Raw genomic sequence first — 16,711 nt, 5'->3', positions numbered from 1 at the left:
GGTTCGCGGCAGCGGGCACCCGGCCGTTCCGGGCGCCCGGCTCAGCCGGCCCGGGTGGCCGAGATCTCCAGGCGCACGTAGTCCACCACGGGCTCGGCCAGCCGCCCGGCGACCGCCTTCACGAACGGCTCGTGCTCGTCGTCCGGCATGCCGTCCAGCTCGGCGCCGAGGATCACCGTGGCGAGGAACGACTCCAGCTGCTCGCCGGGCTCGAACCGCGCCGGGTCGGGGCGCAGGGACACCTCGACGTCCGTGAAACCGGCGTCCGCCAGCCGCTGCCGGGTGTCCTCAACGCCGGCGAACTCCCAGCCGCCGGGCGTGGTGCCGCGCACCTCGGCCACCGCGGCGTTGACCGCCGCGATGTTGCCGCGCCCGCCGCAGTCGCTCACCAGCCGGGCACCCGGGCGCATGCGGGCGGCCAGCGTGCGGAAGAGCGCCGCGTGGTCCTCGACCCAGTGGAAGGCGGCCACGCTGAACACGGCGTCCACCTCGCCCTCGAAGGGCAGCGGCGGGCTGGTCAGGTCGGCCAGGACCACCTCGACCCGGTCCAGCCGGCCGGCCAGCCGCTCGCGGAGCTGGTCCAGCATGCGCACCGAGCCGTCCAGCGCCACCACGCCCCCTGCGGGCAGCCGGTCCAGCAGGCCGACGGTGTCGCGCCCGGTGCCGCAGCCCGCGTCGAGCACCCGCTCGTCGCCGCGCAGCGGCAGCCGGGCCAGCGTGCGGCGCCCCCAGCCGAGGTGCGGCAGCGGCAGGGAGTCGTAGGTCCTGGCGTCCCACTCGCGGGGCATGGCGCTCCAATCGGCCGGCACACCGTCGTCCGGCACGCGTCGTCAGATCCCGCCCGTGACGGGCGGGTTGTCCGGCCACGGTACGCCGGTCGTCCGCATCTTGAAATCGGCGTCTCAGATGACGGACGGCTCACCGGGTGACCAGGAAGGATTGCGGTCCTTGTCCACCAGCAGCGCCCGCACGCCCTCGTGGAAGTCCGGCTCACGCGCGGTCGCCCTGGAGAGTTCCAGTTCGCGCGCCAGGCAGCCCTCCAGGCCGTCCACCGCACCCGCCCGCAGCACCTCGAACGTGATCCGCAGGCTCATCGGCGAGGCCCGGCGCAGCACCTCCAGCGTCCCCCGCGCCCATTCCCGGTCCTCCCGCTCGGCCGCCAGCCGGGCGCCGACCGCCGCCAGGTCCGGGGCGCCGAAGCAGCGGGCGATCGCCTCGCGGTGCGCGGTCAGCTCGGACGGCGGCGCGACGGCGGCGAACCGCTTCAGCACGGCCTCCGGGTCGTCCGCGCCGGTGAGCGCGGCCTGCAGGGACGGCAGGTCGGCGGCGGGCACGTAGTGCGTGGCGAGCCCGCACTCCACCGCGGCCTCGGCCGAGATCCGCGCGCCGGTCAGGCCGAGGTACCAGCCGACCGCACCGGGCAGCCGCGGCAGGAAGTGGCTGGCGCCGATGTCGGGGAAGAAGCCGATCGCGGTCTCCGGCATGGCCAGCGTCGCCCGCTCGGTGACCACCAGGGCCGAGCCGTGCACCGAGATGCCCATACCGCCGCCCATCGCGAAGCCGTCGACGAGCGCGGTGTAGGGCTTGGGATAGTCCGCGATGAGCGCGTTGAGCGCGTACTCGGAGGAGAAGTACGCGGTGACCGCCGCGTCGTCGCCGCGCATCCCGGCGTCCCGCATGGCCCGTATGTCGCCGCCGGCGCAGAACGCCTTCGGGGAGGTGCTGACCACCAGGACGGAACGGACGCCGTCGTCGTCCCGCCAGCGCATCAGGGCGTCCGTCATCAGCCGCACCATGGTCAGGTCGAGGGCGTTCAGCGCGCCCGGCCGGTCCAGGGCGATCACCCCGGTGCCCGCGACGACGCGGGTGGTCACGGGCGGGGCGGTGGTGTCCATGGCACTCCAGGCGGTCGGTCGGCGGCCGGCCGCGCCGGGTGCGCGGGCCCGGCCGGACGGTCGGTTCACCCCCCATCCAAACACCCGCCTCCGGCCGTTCCGCCACGCCGTCCCGAGGGGCGGAAGCGCTCGCCGCCCTGGTCCCGGCGTTGCTATGCTCGCGGCGAGCCGTGACTGGCGCGCTGGGATGGGGTCAACCATCGGGGAGCGGCTCGTGTCCCTTCACCGAGTGCCGTGCGCCTGGGCCGTCCCGATGCCTACCCAGGAGGACTGCCATGGCAGAGTCCGCGTCCGGCCCGTACAGCACCGAGTCGGTGGCCTTCCGCAGCGCACTGGACGTCGTCCGCGGCGTGGAGCCGCGTGTGGCGGACGCCATCGCCCAGGAACTGGCCGACCAGCGCGAGATGCTCAAGCTGATCGCCAGCGAGAACTACGCCTCCCCCGCCGTGCTGCTCGCGATGGGCAACTGGTTCAGCGACAAGTACGCCGAGGGCACGGTCGGCCGCCGCTTCTACGCCGGCTGCCGCAACGTGGACACCGTCGAGGCGCTCGCCGCCGAGCACGCCCGCACGGTCTTCGGCGCCGCGCACGCCTACGCCCAGCCGCACTCGGGCATCGACGCGAACCTGGTGGCCTTCTGGGCCGTGCTGTCGCAGCGGGTGGAGAGCCCGGCGCTGGCGAAGGCCGGGGTCCGGCAGGTCAACGACATGTCGGAGCAGGACTGGGCGCGGCTCCGGGCCGACTTCGGCAACCAGCGGATGCTCGGCATGTCGCTGGACGCCGGCGGCCACCTCACACACGGCTTCCGGCCCAACATCTCGGGCAAGATGTTCGACCAGCGCAGCTACGGCACCGACCCGGCCACCGGGCTGCTGGACTACGACGCGCTGCGCGCGACGGCCCGCGAGTTCCGCCCGCTGATCATCGTGGCGGGCTACTCCGCCTACCCGCGCCTGGTGAACTTCCGCATCATGCGCGAGATCGCCGACGAGGTCGGCGCCACGCTGATGGTCGACATGGCGCACTTCGCGGGCCTGGTCGCGGGCAAGGTGCTGACCGGGGACTTCGACCCGGTGCCGCACGCCAACATCGTCACCACGACCACGCACAAGTCGCTGCGCGGCCCGCGCGGCGGCCTGGTGATGTGCGACGCGGAACTGGCCGAGCACGTGGACCGCGGCTGCCCGATGGTGCTGGGCGGCCCGCTGCCGCACGTGATGGCGGCCAAGGCGGTGGCGCTCGCGGAGGCCTCCCGGCCCGAGTTCGGCATGTACGCGCAGGCCATCGTCGACAACGCGAAGGCGCTGGCCGAGGGGCTGCTCAAGCGCGGCGGCCGACTGGTGACCGGCGGCACCGACAACCACCTGGTGCTGATCGACGTCTCCGGTTACGGGCTGACGGGGCGCCAGGCGGAGGCCGCGCTGCTGGACGCCGGCATCGTCACCAACCGGAACGCGATCCCGCAGGACCCGAACGGCGCCTGGTACACCTCGGGCATCCGGATCGGCACCCCGGCGCTGACCACGCGCGGGCTGGGCACGGCGGAGATGGACGAGATCGCCGGGCTGATCGACACCGTGCTCACCGCGACGTCCGCGGCGCCGGCGGCCAAGGGCGGTCTGTCGAAGGCCCATCACGTCCTGGACGCCGCGGTGGCCGACCAGGTCGCGCGGCGCGCGGCGGACCTGCTGACGGGCTTCCCGCTCTACCCGGGCATCGACCTGAGCTGACGCGATCCGGCACGGCCTGACACGACCTGACACGGCCTGACGGGCGGTCCGGCCGGGGCGACGGCTCCCGGCCCGACCGCCGTCAACTGAAGGACCAGATGACGCCGTGGTTGGCGATGGTGAGCGCCACCAGGACGACCAGGTCGGCGACGCCCAGGACCATGCCGAGCAGGGCGCGGCCGCGCCGGGCGGTGCCGCGGCTGAGGGCGACGGCGGCCAGCACGATGGCGGCCGGGCCGAGGACCAGGTTGAGGACCAGCAGGCCCGGCACGCCGAGCAGGAACGAGGCGACGGCCATGCCGTCGGCGTCACGGGTGGACTTCTGCGCGGCCGGTGTGCCGGTCGCGACCGGGTGGGCTGCGGTGTTCACGGTGTTCCTTTCCCGGAACTGTCGGGGTGGACGGACGGTGGGCCGCGTCAGCCGCGGTGGCGGCCGATGCGCTCGCGGACCGCGAAGCCGGCCAGCCACAGCGCGATGGCGGCGGCCGCGACGGTGAAGACGGTGAGCGAGGTGTGGGCGGCGGCGCCCATCAGGATGCCCATGCCCAGCAGGAGGACGACGAGGCTCATATCGGCTGCACCTCCGAGGAGTTGAGGTTTCGGATGACAGTTGTTCACTGACTTCCTCAGTCTACGGTGGCGAAAGTCGGCGAACGGTTGTTTACTGAATGACATGAGTCACACTTCCGGGGTCCGCCAGGCCCAGAAGCAGCAGACCCGGCAGGCCCTGCTGGACGCCGGGTTGCGGCTGCTGGAGCACCAGAACCTCAGCAGCCTGGGCCTGCGTGAGCTCACCCGGGCGGTCGGCGTCTCGCCCGCGGCCTTCTACCGGCACTTCCCCGACATGGCGGACCTCGGCGTGGCGCTCGTCGGCGAATCGCTGGGCAGCCTGCACGCGGTGATCCGGGCGGTGATGGCGGAGACCACCGACTCCGGGGACATCATCGACCGCACGGTCGCCGTCACCGAGCGGTACGTCGCGGAGCACCGGCCGCACATCCGCTTCATCGCCCGCGAGCGGTACGGCGGGGTGCGCGCCGTGCGGGAGGCCATCGCGGCCGAACTGCACCGGTTCGCCGACGAGGTGGCGGTGGGGCTGGCCACGCAGCCCGCGTCGGCCGGCTGGTCGCCGGGCGACCTGCGCGTGCTGGCCGAACTGTACGTCGACCACATGGTGATGACCGCGGCGGCGTTCCTCGAGGCGGAGCCCGACGACGACGCGGCACGGAGGCGGATAACGCACGCCGCGCGGCTGCGGATGCGGATCATCAGCATCGGCCGTGCGCACTGGCTGGACGAGCAGGGCTGATGGGCCGCACCGGGGGGCGTGTCGCACCCAACTGCCGCGCGCACGACCGCCGTGCGCCCAACCGCCGCGCGCACGACCGGGAGCCGGTGCGGACGGCCTCGGCCCGCACCGGCTCTCCCCCGCTTCCCGCTGGTTCCCCCGTGCTCCCCCCAGGCGGGCGGCAGCGGCACGCGTGGCGCGCCGTGCCACGATCTTCCCCCCGCCCGGAAGCGGAATCCAGGACGGAACGTGCCACCCGCGGGACGCAACGCGCCAGTTCACGCGTAGGCTGCGAGACCGACCACCGCGGCGGACCGGCCGGCTCCGGTACGCCGCGCCCACCGACCGCCGGAGGTGCCGGCATGCTCCCCGCAGAGCCGATCGACGACTCTCCGGGCGCCTCGGGCCCGTGGCAGGACGATCCGGTTCCCGTACCGGTGTACACCGAGAGCGTCGTCGTCCCCCGCTTCATCGCGACCGCCTCCTCCCGCGGGGAGGAGGAAGCGGAACGCCTCGTACGAGCCGCGGGGATGCCCCGTGCGCTGACCGCGCCGGAGACCGCCCGCACGCCGTCGCCGAACACCTACCGGCTCTGGGCCGAGGTGCTGGCCCGCACCGGGCGGACGGACGCCGGGCTGCTGGCCGCCGGCGCCTACCGGCCGGGGCGGCTGGACCTGTTCGACTACCTCCTGCTCACCGCATCGACCCTCGGCGAGGGTCTGGCGCAGGTGGGGGCGAACATCCATCTGGTGAGCAGCAACTCCCTGCTGACGACGGAGGAGTCCGGCGACGAGGTGACCGTCACCTACGCGGTGCGCCACGGCGACGACCGGCTGCGGGCCGTGGTCGCCGAGTTCTCGCTGGCCGTCGTCACGGCTCAGGTGCGGCACGCCACCGGGTCCGCGTTCGCGCCCCGGCGGGTGACCTTCGCCCACCGGGCGCCGGCGCACAGTGCCGCGCACCGGGCCGCGTTCGGCGCGGCGGACCTCCAGTTCGGCGCGGAGCGGGACGCGTTCACCCTGCACCGCCGCGACCTGGAGCGGCCGCTGGTGACCGCGGACCCCGCGCTCGCCGCCATCATCCGGCGCACGGCCGCCTCGCTGCCCGCCCCGCGGGAGGCCCGGCCGCAGGCCGTGCCCGGTCTTCGCGAGGTGATCGCCGGCCAGCTCCCGGACGGCAGGCCGTCCCTGGCCGAGGCGGCCCGGCAGCTCTCGGTGAGCCCCCGGACCCTGCAGCGGCGGCTGGGCGCGTCGGGCACCACCTGGCGGGCCGAACTGGACGCGGTGCGCCGCGACCAGGCCGCGGGACTGCACGCCCTGGAGACCGGCCCGGAGGCCCGCGCCGCCCGGCTGGGCTTCGCCGAGTCGCGCTCGCTGAGGCGCGCCATGCACCGCTGGGACGCGGCGCGGGGACGGGAGGACGCCGGGAGGGCCGGCCCGGGCCAGGATGGAGAGCGGCGGCACGACCGCGGACGACCCGAGGGGCAGGCGGAGGCATCATGACCGACGAGCAGCGGGCGCCGCGGCGCCATGACGACGGCGTGACGGAGGGCGGCGACCCGGTCTGCTGGCTGGAGCAGGTCTGCGACGAGTGCGGCGCGATGCGCGAGGACCGCTCGGCCGCGGCCTGCGCGCGGTGCGGCACGCCGTTCCCCTGCCCCGGCGGGGCAGCGGCCGTGACACCGGTCAGGGAGCCGCACGCGGACTCTGCCGGCGGTGACCGTACCGGTGCGGACGGCGCGGGCGCCTGACCGGGAGCCGCGCACGGCGCGTGCCGCCTCGGGGGGGGTGCGGCCGCACCCGCCCGGTCCACCGGCTCCGTGCGGGGCGGGGGCGCGTGGACGACGGTGCGCGCCGGGGAATCCAGGCGATCGCGGGTGCAATCGGCGACCGCGCTACTACCCTGAGTCGCCACACGGGAGTCGTCGGCACGACCGGGAGGGCCGGATGGACGAGGAGCCCGCGGGAACGGCACGGTCGCACGTCGAGCGGTCCGGCGGCACTCCCTCGGACCAGCTCGCCGGGCTCCTGTCCCGTGCGGCCAACGGTGCCCGCGCGACACGGCAGTTGGCGGGCGTGCGGTCGGCGCTGATGCACCACTGCGGCCTGCAGTCCTGCCGGCACACCAAGGGCCCGCCGCGCCGGATGGACCGCCGCACGTTCCGCCACAGCTTCCTGCTGCCGGACGGCGGGGTGCGGGTGGTGTGGGAACTGGAGCACAACACCGGTCCCGGCGGGCGGGTGGAGCACGCGGTGTTCACCGACCGGGAGAACCTGGCCCTCGCCGAGTGGGACGTCGACGTGGTGTTCGGACCGGCGCCGGGACCCGGCGAACTGCCGCCGCTCACCCCGGCCCCCGAGGTTCCCGAGGCGCGGGGCGAGGAGGCGTACCGCCGGGTCTACCCCGAGGGGGACTCCCCGGAGCACGCCTGGCGGCTGCTGCGCCGCGCCGCCAACCCGGGCGCCCCCGGCCCCGAGGTGCTGGCCAGGCTGCGCGACGCCATCGCGCACGACATCAGCATCGTGACCCGGCGCAGTGCCGTGGTGGCCGGCCGGCCGGTGTCGTGGGCGCTGTACGAGCACGCCTTCCTGCTGCTGGACGGCAGCGAGCTGAGCCTGTGGGAGATCGACCACACGCGTACGCCGAGCGGCGACCCGGTGTGCGAGGTGTACGTCACCCGGGACGCCGCGCTGGACACGGCTGTACGGCGGATCGAGGCCGGGTAGCGGACGCCTCGACGGCGGCCGGACGCGACGCGCGTGCGGGCCGGGGTCCGGGCCGCGCTCGCCGCCCCGCCCGCCCTCCGCCGGAGCCCGGCTCGCACCGCCCTCGTCCCCCGCCGCACCCCGCCTCGTCGCCCGCTCGTCCTCCGGCGGAGCCGGGCTCGCACGGCCGTCGCGTCCGGGGGGAATCACCTCGGAGCCGCGGACGAACCCCGAGGGCCCGTCGTGCCGCGCCCGGTCAGTTCTCCGCGTACCGCGCGCGGGACAGCGCGGACCGCAGGGCCGCCGCGCTGATGACCTCCTCGTGGGTGCCGTGGCTGCCGCACGCGTACGCCCCGCTCACCGATCCGGCCAGCACGCACTCCGCCAGGTCCGCGCCGCCGAACCGGGCGTGCAGGAAGGCGGTGAGGAAGGCGTCGCCGGCGCCGTTGCTGTCCACCACGGGACGTTCCGGCACGACCGCGGGGAAGCACCGCGGCTCCCGCTCGCCCCGCTCCAGCACGCGACAGCCCGCCGCGCCGTCCGTCGCGACCACCAGTGACGCCCGGCCGTTCGCGATGATCTGCCGCATCACCTCGGGGATGCGCTCGCCCACGGCGGCGGCGCTGAGGAACACCACGTCGGCGCCGTGGGCCCAGGGGTGCGCCGAGGGGTCGACGCCGTCCCAGGCGTGCAGGTCCGTGGAGACCGGACGGCCGAGGCGGACGGCGTCGGCGAAGACGTCCTGGGCCAGCGGGGAGCGCGAGACGTGCACGTGCCGGGCCTGGGCGAGAAACGGCAGGTAGAACTCGCGGGGCAGCCGCAGGTCCTCGGGGTGGCGGCCGTCGTAGAAGGAGAACCGGCGTCCGTGCCGGTCCACCAGGTTGACGCTGCGCGGGGTGCCGCCGGGCGCCGGGAGGTGGCTGAAGTCCAGCCCCGCCGCCGCGTACCGGTCGAGGATCATCCGCCCCTGCGGGTCGTCCCCGAGGAAGTCCAGGAACTTGGTGACCAGGCCGAGCGCGTGGAAGCCGAGGGCCACGCCGTTGCCCGTGTGCGCCACGTAGTCGCGGATCGGCGGCACGCCCACCGAGTCACCGGCGGGCAGCGCCAGTTCGTCGACCCGGACGATCGTGTCGACGCCGGTCCCGCCGACCACGAGCACGTCGTAGGCGGGCTGCTCGGCGTCAGGCCGATCTTCGGGGCGGGTGGCGGCGGTCGTCATCGTTCTGCTCCCTGTCGGTGTCCTGACGTCCGGCGTCCGGGCCGCCGTCGGACGGATCGTGGGCGGCCTGGTGGCCGGGGGCGTGGTGGTCCTCGGTGTGTTCGTACCGGTGCGAGCCGTCCTGGTACGGCTCGACGGGACGCGGGCCGCCGCGCGACGGCCCGGCGGAGTACGGACCGCTCTCGGACGGCTCGACGGGATGCGGGCGGCCGCCGGAGGGATCACCGTGGTGCGGGTGCTGCCGGTCGTCGTCCGCGCGCCGCGGTCCGCGCATCTCCGGGTCGTGGATCAGCAACGACATCCGGGACAGCGGCGGCACCGGCCCCTCGCGCCCGGCCTGCCGCCACGCGATGGTCACGTTGAGCCGCAGCATCTTCCGCGCGACGTACACCAGCAGCCCGGCGAGCGGGAGTTCGGCGACGACCGCCGTGATGACCGAGCCGAGCAGCTCGTCGCTGTTCCAGTCCAGGACGATGTCGAACCAGGCGTCGCAGCACAGCAGCGTGGCGGTGACGATGGCCCAGGGGATGAAGAGTTGCAGCCGCCGCCAGGCGCACCAGGCGGTGAAGCCGATCGCGGCGATCAGGGCCCCGTCGAACCCGACCCAGGCCAGCCGCCACTGGCTGACCTCGTGGTGCGACGGCAGGCTCACGGACAGGTAGGCGATCCAGGGGATCAGGAACAGAAAGCTCCCCGTGGTCACGGCGAGGAACAACTGCCGCAGATGGCGCACATGCGGGTCGTTCGGCGACGGGACCTCGGGCAACATGCCTTCCACTCTGCCCGATCACCGCCCCGACCTGCACGTCGCCCCCCGATTTCCATGGTCGTCCCGGGGCCGGACCCGGCCGCGCCAAGGCGCACGGCCCGGGCAGCCGTGCGGACCGCGGGCCGCGGTGCGGCGGGACGGGGTGCGGGGCGGCCCCCGGCCGGCCGTCGGCGGTGGCGGCCCGGGACAGGGTTCCCGTGCCCGGGTCAGGCCTCCCGGTGGACCGGCGGCGGACCGAGCTGCTCGGCGAGCCGCCGCAGCCCGCGGTGGGCGGCCGTGCGCACCGCCCCCGGGCGCTTGCCCAGGACTTCCGCGGCTGCCGGCCCGCTCAGGCCGATGACGACCCGCAGCAGGACCGCCCCGGCCTGGTCCGGCGGCAGGGCGGCGACCAGCGCGAGGGCGTCGGCGGTCGACAGGTTCTCCAGCGCCACGCGGGCGGAATCGGGGGCCGGCGCGGGTTCGGTGGGGACGGCGTCGAGCGCGGTGGTCCGCGGGCGCTTCCCGGCCCGCCGCAGATGGTCCATCGCGCGGTGCCGGGCGATGGTGGCCGCCCAGGCGCGGAAGGCGTCGCCGTCGCCGCGGAAGCCGGACAGGTCGCGCACGATGTCGTGCCAGGCCTCGGACGCGACGTCGTCCGCGTCGTCGCCCACGATCCCGCGGACGTAGCGCAGCAGCATCGGCTGCACCGTGCGGTACACGTCGCCGAACGCCGCCTCGTCACCGCCGCGTGCCCGGCTCACCGCGTGCCCGAGACGGCCGTCGTCGGGCCGCGCCCGCCGCCGCACCGCGCCGGGCGGCCGCACCGTGCCGTCCGGCCGCGCCGGGCCGCCCGCGCCGGCCGCACTCCCGTCGCGGGCCGGACCCCCCGTGCGGATCCGACCCGGCACCGGGACCAGGGTCGCGACCGCCGGCGCGGTCACCTCCGGGCCTGCCGGCACGGAGGGGTGTGTGGTTCCTCGCGCTGCGTCGCGGACGGTTCCCGCATGCCACCTGCCTTCGCGCTCGCGCTCTGCCGCAGAGACAGGACCGCGCACCGCCCTCAGGTGCGCGGTCCTACACCACTCAGCGCCCAGGGTCGCGAAATCGTCACACCGGCATCAGGGGTACCGCTCGCCACCGGCCCGGGGTCCGGTTCAGCACTCCCCGGTGGCGGGCGCGAGCGAGGCGATGGCCTGGGCGATCCTGGCGAAGAGGTCCTCGCCGAGCGGTTCGACGACGCGGGTGCGCAGCACCCGGGCCAGCGTGCGGGACGCGGCCAGCACCCGCTCGGCGCCCTCGGTGGTGAGCGCGGTGTAGGTGACGCGGCGGTCGGAGCCGGAGGGGCGCCGCTCGACCAGCCCGGCGCCCGCCAGCCGGTCGACCACCTTGGTGGTCCCGGCGGTGGAGAAGCCGAGCGCCTGCGCGAGCTGGTTCATCGGAGCGGCCTGCCCGGGGGCGGCGACGAGGAACATCAGCGCCTGGAAGGACGAGGGGGTGAGGCCGTTCTCCGCCTCGACGTCGGCCAGCAGGCCGGAGGTCAGCCGCTGCACCCCGGAGTGCAGGCTGTGCCACTGCTGGAGGAGGGCGAGTTCGCGCACGCTGGGGGCCAGGCCGCCGTCGAGCCCGAGCCGGCCGGCGACGCCGTTCGCCGCCGCGCCGTCCGGCTGTGCCGGTCCTGTCATCCCCTGCGCTCCCCTGCGTCCGCCGATCGCGCCGCGGCCGCCCTCGGGAGGCTCACGTGCTATGGCACAAGGATAACCTCCCGGTAATCATCTCGCTGGTTAGCTAATCGCTGGCTACCTAATACCTGGTAGCGTATTTAGCCCTGAAGCAGTCGCGCTCCAGGGCGGTCGCGCCCGCCCCCCAGGGAAGGACCACTTGCCATGCCCGACACCACCGGCACCACCGGGACCGGTACACAGAACACTCCCCACCCCGCAGGCGCCGTGAACACCGGTCGCTGGACTCTCGACGCCGAGCGCTCCTCGGTGCGTTTCAGCGCCAAGGGGTTCTGGGGCCTGGCCCACGTCAAGGGCTCGTTCACGGAGATCCGCGGCGAGGGCGAGGTGCTGGCCGGCGGTGCCGCGCACGGCACGCTCACCCTCCGGTCGGGCTCACTGGACACCGCCCACGCCAAGCGCGACAAGCACCTGCGCTCCGGCGACTTCTTCGACGCCGAGGCCCACCCCGAGGTGGTCTTCACCGCCCGCTCGGTCACCCCGGCCGGCGCCGACACCGTCGAGGTGGCGGGCGACCTGACGATCCGCGGCACCAGCCGGCCGCTGACCTTCACCGCCCGGCTCACCGACGCCGGGCCGGACGCCGTAACGCTCTCCGCCGATCTGCCCGTGCGCCGGCTCGACTTCGGCATGGACTGGAACTGGATGGGGTCGCTCAAGGACCCGGCCCAGGTCTCGGTGACGGCCCGCTTCGTGCATCAGGGCTGAGCGGGACGGACGTGCCGCGACCCGCCGGACGGTCGAGGGCCGGTGCCGGCCGGCGGGCCGCGGGGCACGGAAGGGCGTTTGCGGCGCCGCGGCGGCGGCCCCGGTGACGCCGTGACGCCGTGACGCCGTGACGCCTCAGGGAAGCAGCCTGGGATTCGCGTTGCGGGCCAGCTCCAACGCCTGCTGCGGGAACCACTTGCCCGCCGCGGGGTCCTGGTAGCCGCGTTCGGGGTCGTCCGGGCCGGCGGTGCCGCGGGTGCACTGGCCGTCCGACTCGCCCGGGATCTTCACCCAGAGCTTGGCGTCCTGGAGCGGGTCACCGGTGTTCAGGGTGGGCCGGGCGCCGGTGCCGCGGCCGGGCGGGTTGCACCAGTCCTGCGGGTCGGAGTAGACGCCGGCCGGGGGGGTCCACGGGCCCTGCCCGTTGCGGCTGGTGTCGGTGACGAAGTGCTTCATCGCCGACGGGGCCGCCGGCACGTTCGCGTCCAGCCAGCTCTGCGCGTCTGCCGTGGGCCAGTACTGGTTCGGGCAGGACGCCGCGGCGCCGCCGCCCGCCACATAGCTCAGGCAGGACGAGATCAGCTTGCCGTACCAGGCGAGTTCGCCGTCCGAGCGGTAGTTGGAGATATTGAGGAAGAAGCCGGCGGCGTCGTCGACGCCGCCGCTGATCAGCCGCGGCACGATGTCGTTGACGCTGTGCCAGCCGCTGTGCCCGGCGTCCAGGTAGACCTTGGTGCCGGCCAGCGGCTCCAGGGCGTCCACCGCGTAGTGGATCTCGTCGTAGCGCTCGGCGGTCTTGCCGCCCTGGGCGTCGTCCATGCCACAGTCCGACGGCAGCAGGGCGAGCGAGTCGGGTTCCAGGATCACGTCGGCGGGCTGGTCGCCGATGCCGGCCCGGACGGCGTCGATCCATGCCTCGTAGTCGGCGGTGTCGGCGGCGCCGCCCGCCGAGTACTGGGCGCAGTCGCGGCCGGGGATGTTGTAGAGCGCGAGCACCGGCAGGGCATGCCGGCGGGCCGCGGAGGCGACCGTGGTGTGCACCGCCGTCCGCACGTCCGCCGGGGTGCCGCCGCCGTCGAACCACACGGCCTGCGGGGTCAGGGTCATCGCCAGCACCCCGGCCGCGTCCTGGAGCCGGCCGTGCCGCGCGAGGTCCAGGATCTGCGCGTTCGCGTCGGGGTTGGCCGGCGGGGTGTACAGCGCGGCGGGCCGGGCGGAGCGCGCCGGGCCCACCGCGTGGGCGGGGACGGCGGCCGTGACGGCCGCCAGGGCTGCGGCGGCCGCGGCCACCGAGAGCGTGCGGGTACGGGCGCGAGCGGTCATGCGGGCGGGCTCCTCGGTACGGGGGCACGGTCGGCCGGAGCCATGGGACAGCGCTCCCCGGCGAGTGGGAGCGCTCCCATGACTCACGCCAAGGAATTAACTCCTCACCACGGACCGGCGTCAATCCCCTGTGCGGGCTTCAAGAAGTGAAGCCCGCACAGGAGTCGGGCCCGCCGCGGGCAGCGGCCGCGCCTCCGCTACTTGAGCGCCCCCGTCACCAGGTCGATCCGCCAGAACCGCTGCAGCGACAGGAACAGCGCGATCACCGGCAGCACGGACAGCAGCGTGCCGGTGATCACCAGGGAGTACAGCGACGCCTCGGCCGCGCCGTGCCGCAGCAGGCTGTACAGCCCCACCGTGAGCGGGAACTTGTCGTCGCTGGTGAGCATCACGAACGGCAGCAGGAAGTTGTTCCAGATCGCGATGAACTGCAGCAGGAAGACGGTCACCAGCCCCGGTCCCATCAGCCGCAGCCCCACCGAGAGGAACAGCCGTGCCTCGCTCGCCCCGTCGATCCGCCCCGCCTCCAGCAGGGAGTCGGGCACGGCCGAGCGGGCGTAGATCCGGCAGAGGTAGATGCCGTAGGGGTTGAACAACTGCGGCAGCAGGACGCCGATCGCGCTGTCCGTCAGGCCCGCCTTGGACAGCAGCAGGTACTGGGGGACGGCGAGCACGATCTGCGGCAGCAGGACGCCCGCGAGGATGGTGTTGAACAGCGCGTTCCGGCCGCGGAAGGTGTACTTGGCCAGCGCGTAGCCGGTCGCCGCGGACACCAGGGAGGCGAGGACGCCGCCCACCGTGGCGTAGAAGAAGCTGTTCAGCATCCAGCGCCAGAAGATCCCGCCCTGGTAGTGCGACAGGTCGCGGATGTTGTGCACCAGGCCGAGGTCGAGGGAGGGGGCGTAGGTGTCGGTCGAGAACAGTTTGGTGCGGGACTTGGTGGCCGCCACGAGGATCCACAGCGTCGGCACGACGCAGTACAGGGTGCCGAGCACCAGCGCGGCCGTGGGCAGCAGCGCGGGCCGGGGGCGGGCGGCGGGCCCGGCGGCCGTGCGGACCGGTGCCGCCGCGGGGGCACGGGTCAGGGTGGTCATTGCGCCTCCTGCTGGATCCGGGACTGGATGAGCCGGGCGGTCAGGAAGGACACCGCGAGCGCGGCGGCGGCCAGCACGACGGAGGTGGCCGCCGCGGAGTGGATGTCGGAGTTGCCGAACGCCTCGTCGTAGATCGCCATGAGCGGCACCCAGGTGGAGGTGACCGCGTTCGACAGCGGCTTGAGGGTGTTGGGTTCGTTGAAGACCTGGAGCGCGGCGAGCGTTGAGAACAGGGGGCACATCACCACCGCGGGCATGACCAGCGGCACCTTGACGCGCAGCACGATCTGCCACTCGCCGGCCCCGTCGAGCCGGGCGGACTCGTGGAGTTCGGGCGGCAGGGCCCGCAACGCGGTGTAGATGACGATCATGTTGAAGCCGACGGCGCCCCACACCACCACGTTGCCGACCGAGAAGTAGACCGCGACCCGGCCGAAGAAGTCGACCCGGTCGCCGCCGATCGGGCTGGTCGCGGGCAGGTAGAGGAACCCCCACATCAGCGAGGCGATGACGCCGGGGACGGCGTAGGGCAGGAAGATCGTCAGCCGGGTGAACCGGCGCAGCCGGGTGCCCTCCAGGTCCAGCAGGACGGCGAAGAGCAGCGCGAACAGCACGGTCGCGGGCACGGTGATCGCGCCGAGCGCGAGCATCCGCAGCACGCCGGACCACAGGTCCGCGTCCCCGAACACGTCGCGGTAGTTGGCGAGTCCGGCGAAGACGGTGTGCGTTCCGCCGCCCAGCAGGCCGCCGTTGACCTTGCGGCGCTGGAAGCTGAGCAGCAGCGCGTACGCGCCGGGCGCGACCACGAAGGCGGCGAGGAGCAGCACGGCGGGCAGGACCAGGAGGTGGGGGAACCGGCTGGCCCTGCGCGCGCGGACGGTGGTGGGTGCCATCAGCCGACCGTGAATCCGAGCTTCTCCAGGTCCGCCACGGCGGCGGTCTGCATCCCGCCGAGTGCGCCGGTGAACGACCCGCCGGACTGCAGCGCCCTGCTGAACGCGTCGGTGTAGCCGGTGAAGGTCACGGTGACGTTGGGTCCCCACATCGGGAAGCTGCGGGCGGCCGGTGCGACCTTCTTCACCTCGGCGTAGAAGTCCGGCTCGTTGGGGAAGAAAGCGGGCGCCGCCTGCAGGACGGGCAGCGAACGGCCGCTGGTCGCGGCGGGGTAGACGTTGATCTGCTTGACCTGTTCGGTGACGGCGGCGTCGTCGGTGTTCAGCCAGGACGCGAACTGGGCGGCTTCCGCCGGGTGGTGGGAGTCGCTGGTGACCGTGGTGGCCGAGCCGCCCCAGATGCCGGTGGTGGGGTCGCCGGCCGTCCAGGCGGGCAGCGGAGCGACGGCCCACTCGCCCTTGGTGGCCGGGGCGATGCCGCCGAGCTGGGCGGGCGCCCAGGCGCCGGAGATCCAGGCGAGCAGGGTGCCGTCGTTCATCTGCTTGTTCCACTGCGGCGAGAACGACGGGTTCTTGGCCACGGCGCCGGCGCCGACCAGTCCCTGCCAGTAGGCGGCGACCTTGCGGGTGGGCGCGCCGTCGATGTCGACCTTCCAGCTGTCGCCGTCGGCCGACCACCAGTCGGCGCCGGCCTGCTGGGCGAGGCCGGTGAACCAGCCGGGGTCGGCGGCGTCGAAGTTGGTGAGCCAGGACGTCGGGGCCTTGGCGCGGACCGCGCGGGCGGTGGCCGCGAACTGGTCCCAGGTGGTGGGGACGGTGAGGCCGTACTTCCGGAACAGGTCGGCGCGGTAGAAGAGCATCAGCGGGGCCACGTCCTGCGGGACGCCGTAGACCTTGCCCTGGAACACCGTGGCGCGCAGTGTGGCCTGGTCGAACCTGGTGACCGTGTCCTTGGTGAAGCCGGTGATGTCGCGGACGACGCCCTTGGAGACCAGCGCGGGCAGCGACTGGTACTCCACCTTCGCAATGTCCGGGCCGTTCTTCGCCTCGTGCGCGGTGATCATCTTGGCCACGAGCTGGTCGCCGCCCGCCGGGTTGGAGAGCTTGACCTGGATGCCGGGGTGGCCGGCGTTCCACCGGGCCACCACCTTGTCCATGTTGGGGTCCCAGTCCCAGAAGGTCAGCGTGACCTTGCCCTTGCCGCCGCCGGTGCCGCCCTTGGCGCCGGATGCGTCCGAGGAGCCGCCGCCCCCGCAGGCGGACGCGGCCAGCAGCAGGCCGGCGGTCAGCAGCACGGCCACGGCGGCGCGCCGCCGGGCGGGTGCCGCGCTTCCGGACGCGGAGCTTCCTGTCGCCGTGGTTCGCGGCG

At 74.3% G+C, this 16,711-nt stretch carries 18 protein-coding genes and 1 riboswitch; of the genes, 6 read left to right on the top strand and 12 right to left on the bottom strand.

Annotated features, from left to right (window positions below):
- Window positions 1–41 precede the first annotated feature (41 nt).
- The gene (locus K7862_RS26900) at window positions 42–788 is read right to left on the bottom strand and encodes a class I SAM-dependent methyltransferase (RefSeq protein ID WP_222967078.1); all 747 of its coding nucleotides are present in this window, start codon (window positions 786–788) and stop codon (window positions 42–44) included.
- A gap of 114 nt (window positions 789–902) precedes the next feature.
- Entirely contained in the window at window positions 903–1,895 is a 993-nt protein-coding gene (locus K7862_RS26895; protein ID WP_222967076.1) for an enoyl-CoA hydratase/isomerase family protein, read from the bottom strand.
- 160 nt (window positions 1,896–2,055) lie between these two features.
- Window positions 2,056–2,148: riboswitch (ZMP/ZTP riboswitch) on the top strand.
- A gap of 22 nt (window positions 2,149–2,170) precedes the next feature.
- Between K7862_RS26895 and K7862_RS26890 the strand changes: the two genes are divergently transcribed.
- On the top strand, window positions 2,171–3,625 hold the full coding sequence (locus tag K7862_RS26890) for a glycine hydroxymethyltransferase (RefSeq protein WP_222967074.1): 1,455 nt from the start codon (window positions 2,171–2,173) through the stop codon (window positions 3,623–3,625).
- Window positions 3,626–3,707: 82 nt separating this feature from the next.
- Here the strand turns inward: K7862_RS26890 and K7862_RS26885 are convergent, their stop codons facing one another.
- The gene (locus K7862_RS26885; RefSeq protein ID WP_372461683.1) at window positions 3,708–3,995 is read right to left on the bottom strand and encodes a DUF4190 domain-containing protein; all 288 of its coding nucleotides are present in this window, start codon (window positions 3,993–3,995) and stop codon (window positions 3,708–3,710) included.
- 47 nt (window positions 3,996–4,042) lie between these two features.
- Window positions 4,043–4,195, bottom strand: a complete 153-nt coding sequence (locus tag K7862_RS26880) for a hypothetical protein (RefSeq protein WP_222967072.1) — start codon at window positions 4,193–4,195, stop codon at window positions 4,043–4,045.
- 103 nt (window positions 4,196–4,298) lie between these two features.
- Between K7862_RS26880 and K7862_RS26875 the strand changes: the two genes are divergently transcribed.
- The 4 genes from K7862_RS26875 to K7862_RS26860 all read left to right on the top strand — a co-directional run bounded on the left by K7862_RS26875 (window position 4,299) and on the right by K7862_RS26860 (window position 7,639).
- Window positions 4,299–4,934: a TetR family transcriptional regulator gene (locus K7862_RS26875; RefSeq protein WP_222967070.1), complete on the top strand. Its 636-nt coding sequence runs from the start codon at window positions 4,299–4,301 to the stop codon at window positions 4,932–4,934.
- Window positions 4,935–5,275: 341 nt separating this feature from the next.
- Window positions 5,276–6,415 carry an AraC family transcriptional regulator ligand-binding domain-containing protein gene (locus K7862_RS26870; RefSeq protein ID WP_222967068.1) on the top strand — a complete coding sequence of 380 codons (1,140 nt, stop codon included), beginning with the start codon at window positions 5,276–5,278 and terminating at the stop codon, window positions 6,413–6,415.
- The gene (locus K7862_RS26865; RefSeq protein WP_222967066.1) at window positions 6,412–6,663 is read left to right on the top strand and encodes a hypothetical protein; all 252 of its coding nucleotides are present in this window, start codon (window positions 6,412–6,414) and stop codon (window positions 6,661–6,663) included. Before K7862_RS26870 ends, K7862_RS26865 begins: the two co-directional genes overlap by 4 nt.
- 196 nt (window positions 6,664–6,859) lie before the next feature.
- Window positions 6,860–7,639 (top strand): DUF6227 family protein, encoded by a 780-nt coding sequence (locus tag K7862_RS26860; protein ID WP_222967064.1) that lies wholly within the window; start codon window positions 6,860–6,862, stop codon window positions 7,637–7,639.
- Between the two features lie 235 nt (window positions 7,640–7,874).
- Here K7862_RS26860 and K7862_RS26855 read toward each other — a convergent pair whose 3' ends face one another.
- From K7862_RS26855 to K7862_RS26840, 4 genes are all read right to left on the bottom strand, one after another.
- A complete protein-coding gene (locus K7862_RS26855) occupies window positions 7,875–8,837 on the bottom strand; it encodes a carbohydrate kinase family protein (RefSeq protein WP_222967062.1) in 963 nt (320 codons plus the stop codon).
- Complete coding sequence (locus tag K7862_RS26850; RefSeq protein WP_222967060.1) at window positions 8,800–9,606, bottom strand: hypothetical protein; 807 nt, start codon at window positions 9,604–9,606, stop codon at window positions 8,800–8,802. The genes K7862_RS26855 and K7862_RS26850 overlap by 38 nt, the downstream gene beginning before the upstream one ends.
- Window positions 9,607–9,812: 206 nt before the next feature.
- Window positions 9,813–10,409 (bottom strand): RNA polymerase sigma factor, encoded by a 597-nt coding sequence (locus K7862_RS26845; protein ID WP_372461686.1) that lies wholly within the window; start codon window positions 10,407–10,409, stop codon window positions 9,813–9,815.
- 330 nt (window positions 10,410–10,739) lie between these two features.
- Window positions 10,740–11,267 (bottom strand): MarR family winged helix-turn-helix transcriptional regulator, encoded by a 528-nt coding sequence (locus K7862_RS26840; protein ID WP_222967058.1) that lies wholly within the window; start codon window positions 11,265–11,267, stop codon window positions 10,740–10,742.
- A 201-nt stretch (window positions 11,268–11,468) separates the two neighbouring features.
- Here K7862_RS26840 and K7862_RS26835 point away from each other — a divergent pair, with 201 nt between their 5' ends.
- Window positions 11,469–12,032 (top strand): YceI family protein, encoded by a 564-nt coding sequence (locus tag K7862_RS26835; RefSeq protein ID WP_222967056.1) that lies wholly within the window; start codon window positions 11,469–11,471, stop codon window positions 12,030–12,032.
- Window positions 12,033–12,167: 135 nt separating this feature from the next.
- Here the strand turns inward: K7862_RS26835 and K7862_RS26830 are convergent, their stop codons facing one another.
- The 4 genes from K7862_RS26830 to K7862_RS26815 all read right to left on the bottom strand — a co-directional run bounded on the left by K7862_RS26830 (window position 12,168) and on the right by K7862_RS26815 (window position 16,643).
- On the bottom strand, window positions 12,168–13,355 hold the full coding sequence (locus tag K7862_RS26830) for a glycoside hydrolase family 6 protein (protein ID WP_222967053.1): 1,188 nt from the start codon (window positions 13,353–13,355) through the stop codon (window positions 12,168–12,170).
- 197 nt (window positions 13,356–13,552) lie between these two features.
- Window positions 13,553–14,449, bottom strand: a complete 897-nt coding sequence (locus K7862_RS26825) for a carbohydrate ABC transporter permease (RefSeq protein ID WP_222967051.1) — start codon at window positions 14,447–14,449, stop codon at window positions 13,553–13,555.
- Window positions 14,446–15,342: a carbohydrate ABC transporter permease gene (locus tag K7862_RS26820; RefSeq protein WP_222967049.1), complete on the bottom strand. Its 897-nt coding sequence runs from the start codon at window positions 15,340–15,342 to the stop codon at window positions 14,446–14,448. The genes K7862_RS26825 and K7862_RS26820 overlap by 4 nt, the downstream gene beginning before the upstream one ends.
- Window positions 15,342–16,643, bottom strand: a complete 1,302-nt coding sequence (locus K7862_RS26815) for an ABC transporter substrate-binding protein (RefSeq protein ID WP_308012203.1) — start codon at window positions 16,641–16,643, stop codon at window positions 15,342–15,344. The genes K7862_RS26820 and K7862_RS26815 overlap by 1 nt, the downstream gene beginning before the upstream one ends.
- Between the last annotated feature and the right edge of the window lie 68 nt (window positions 16,644–16,711).

It is taken from the genome of Actinacidiphila acidipaludis (assembly GCF_019890725.1).
Classification (GTDB): Bacteria; Actinomycetota; Actinomycetes; order Streptomycetales; family Streptomycetaceae; genus Actinacidiphila; species Actinacidiphila acidipaludis.
Note: the sequence above shows the minus strand (reverse complement) of the source record. Positions and strands in the feature narration are given on the sequence as shown.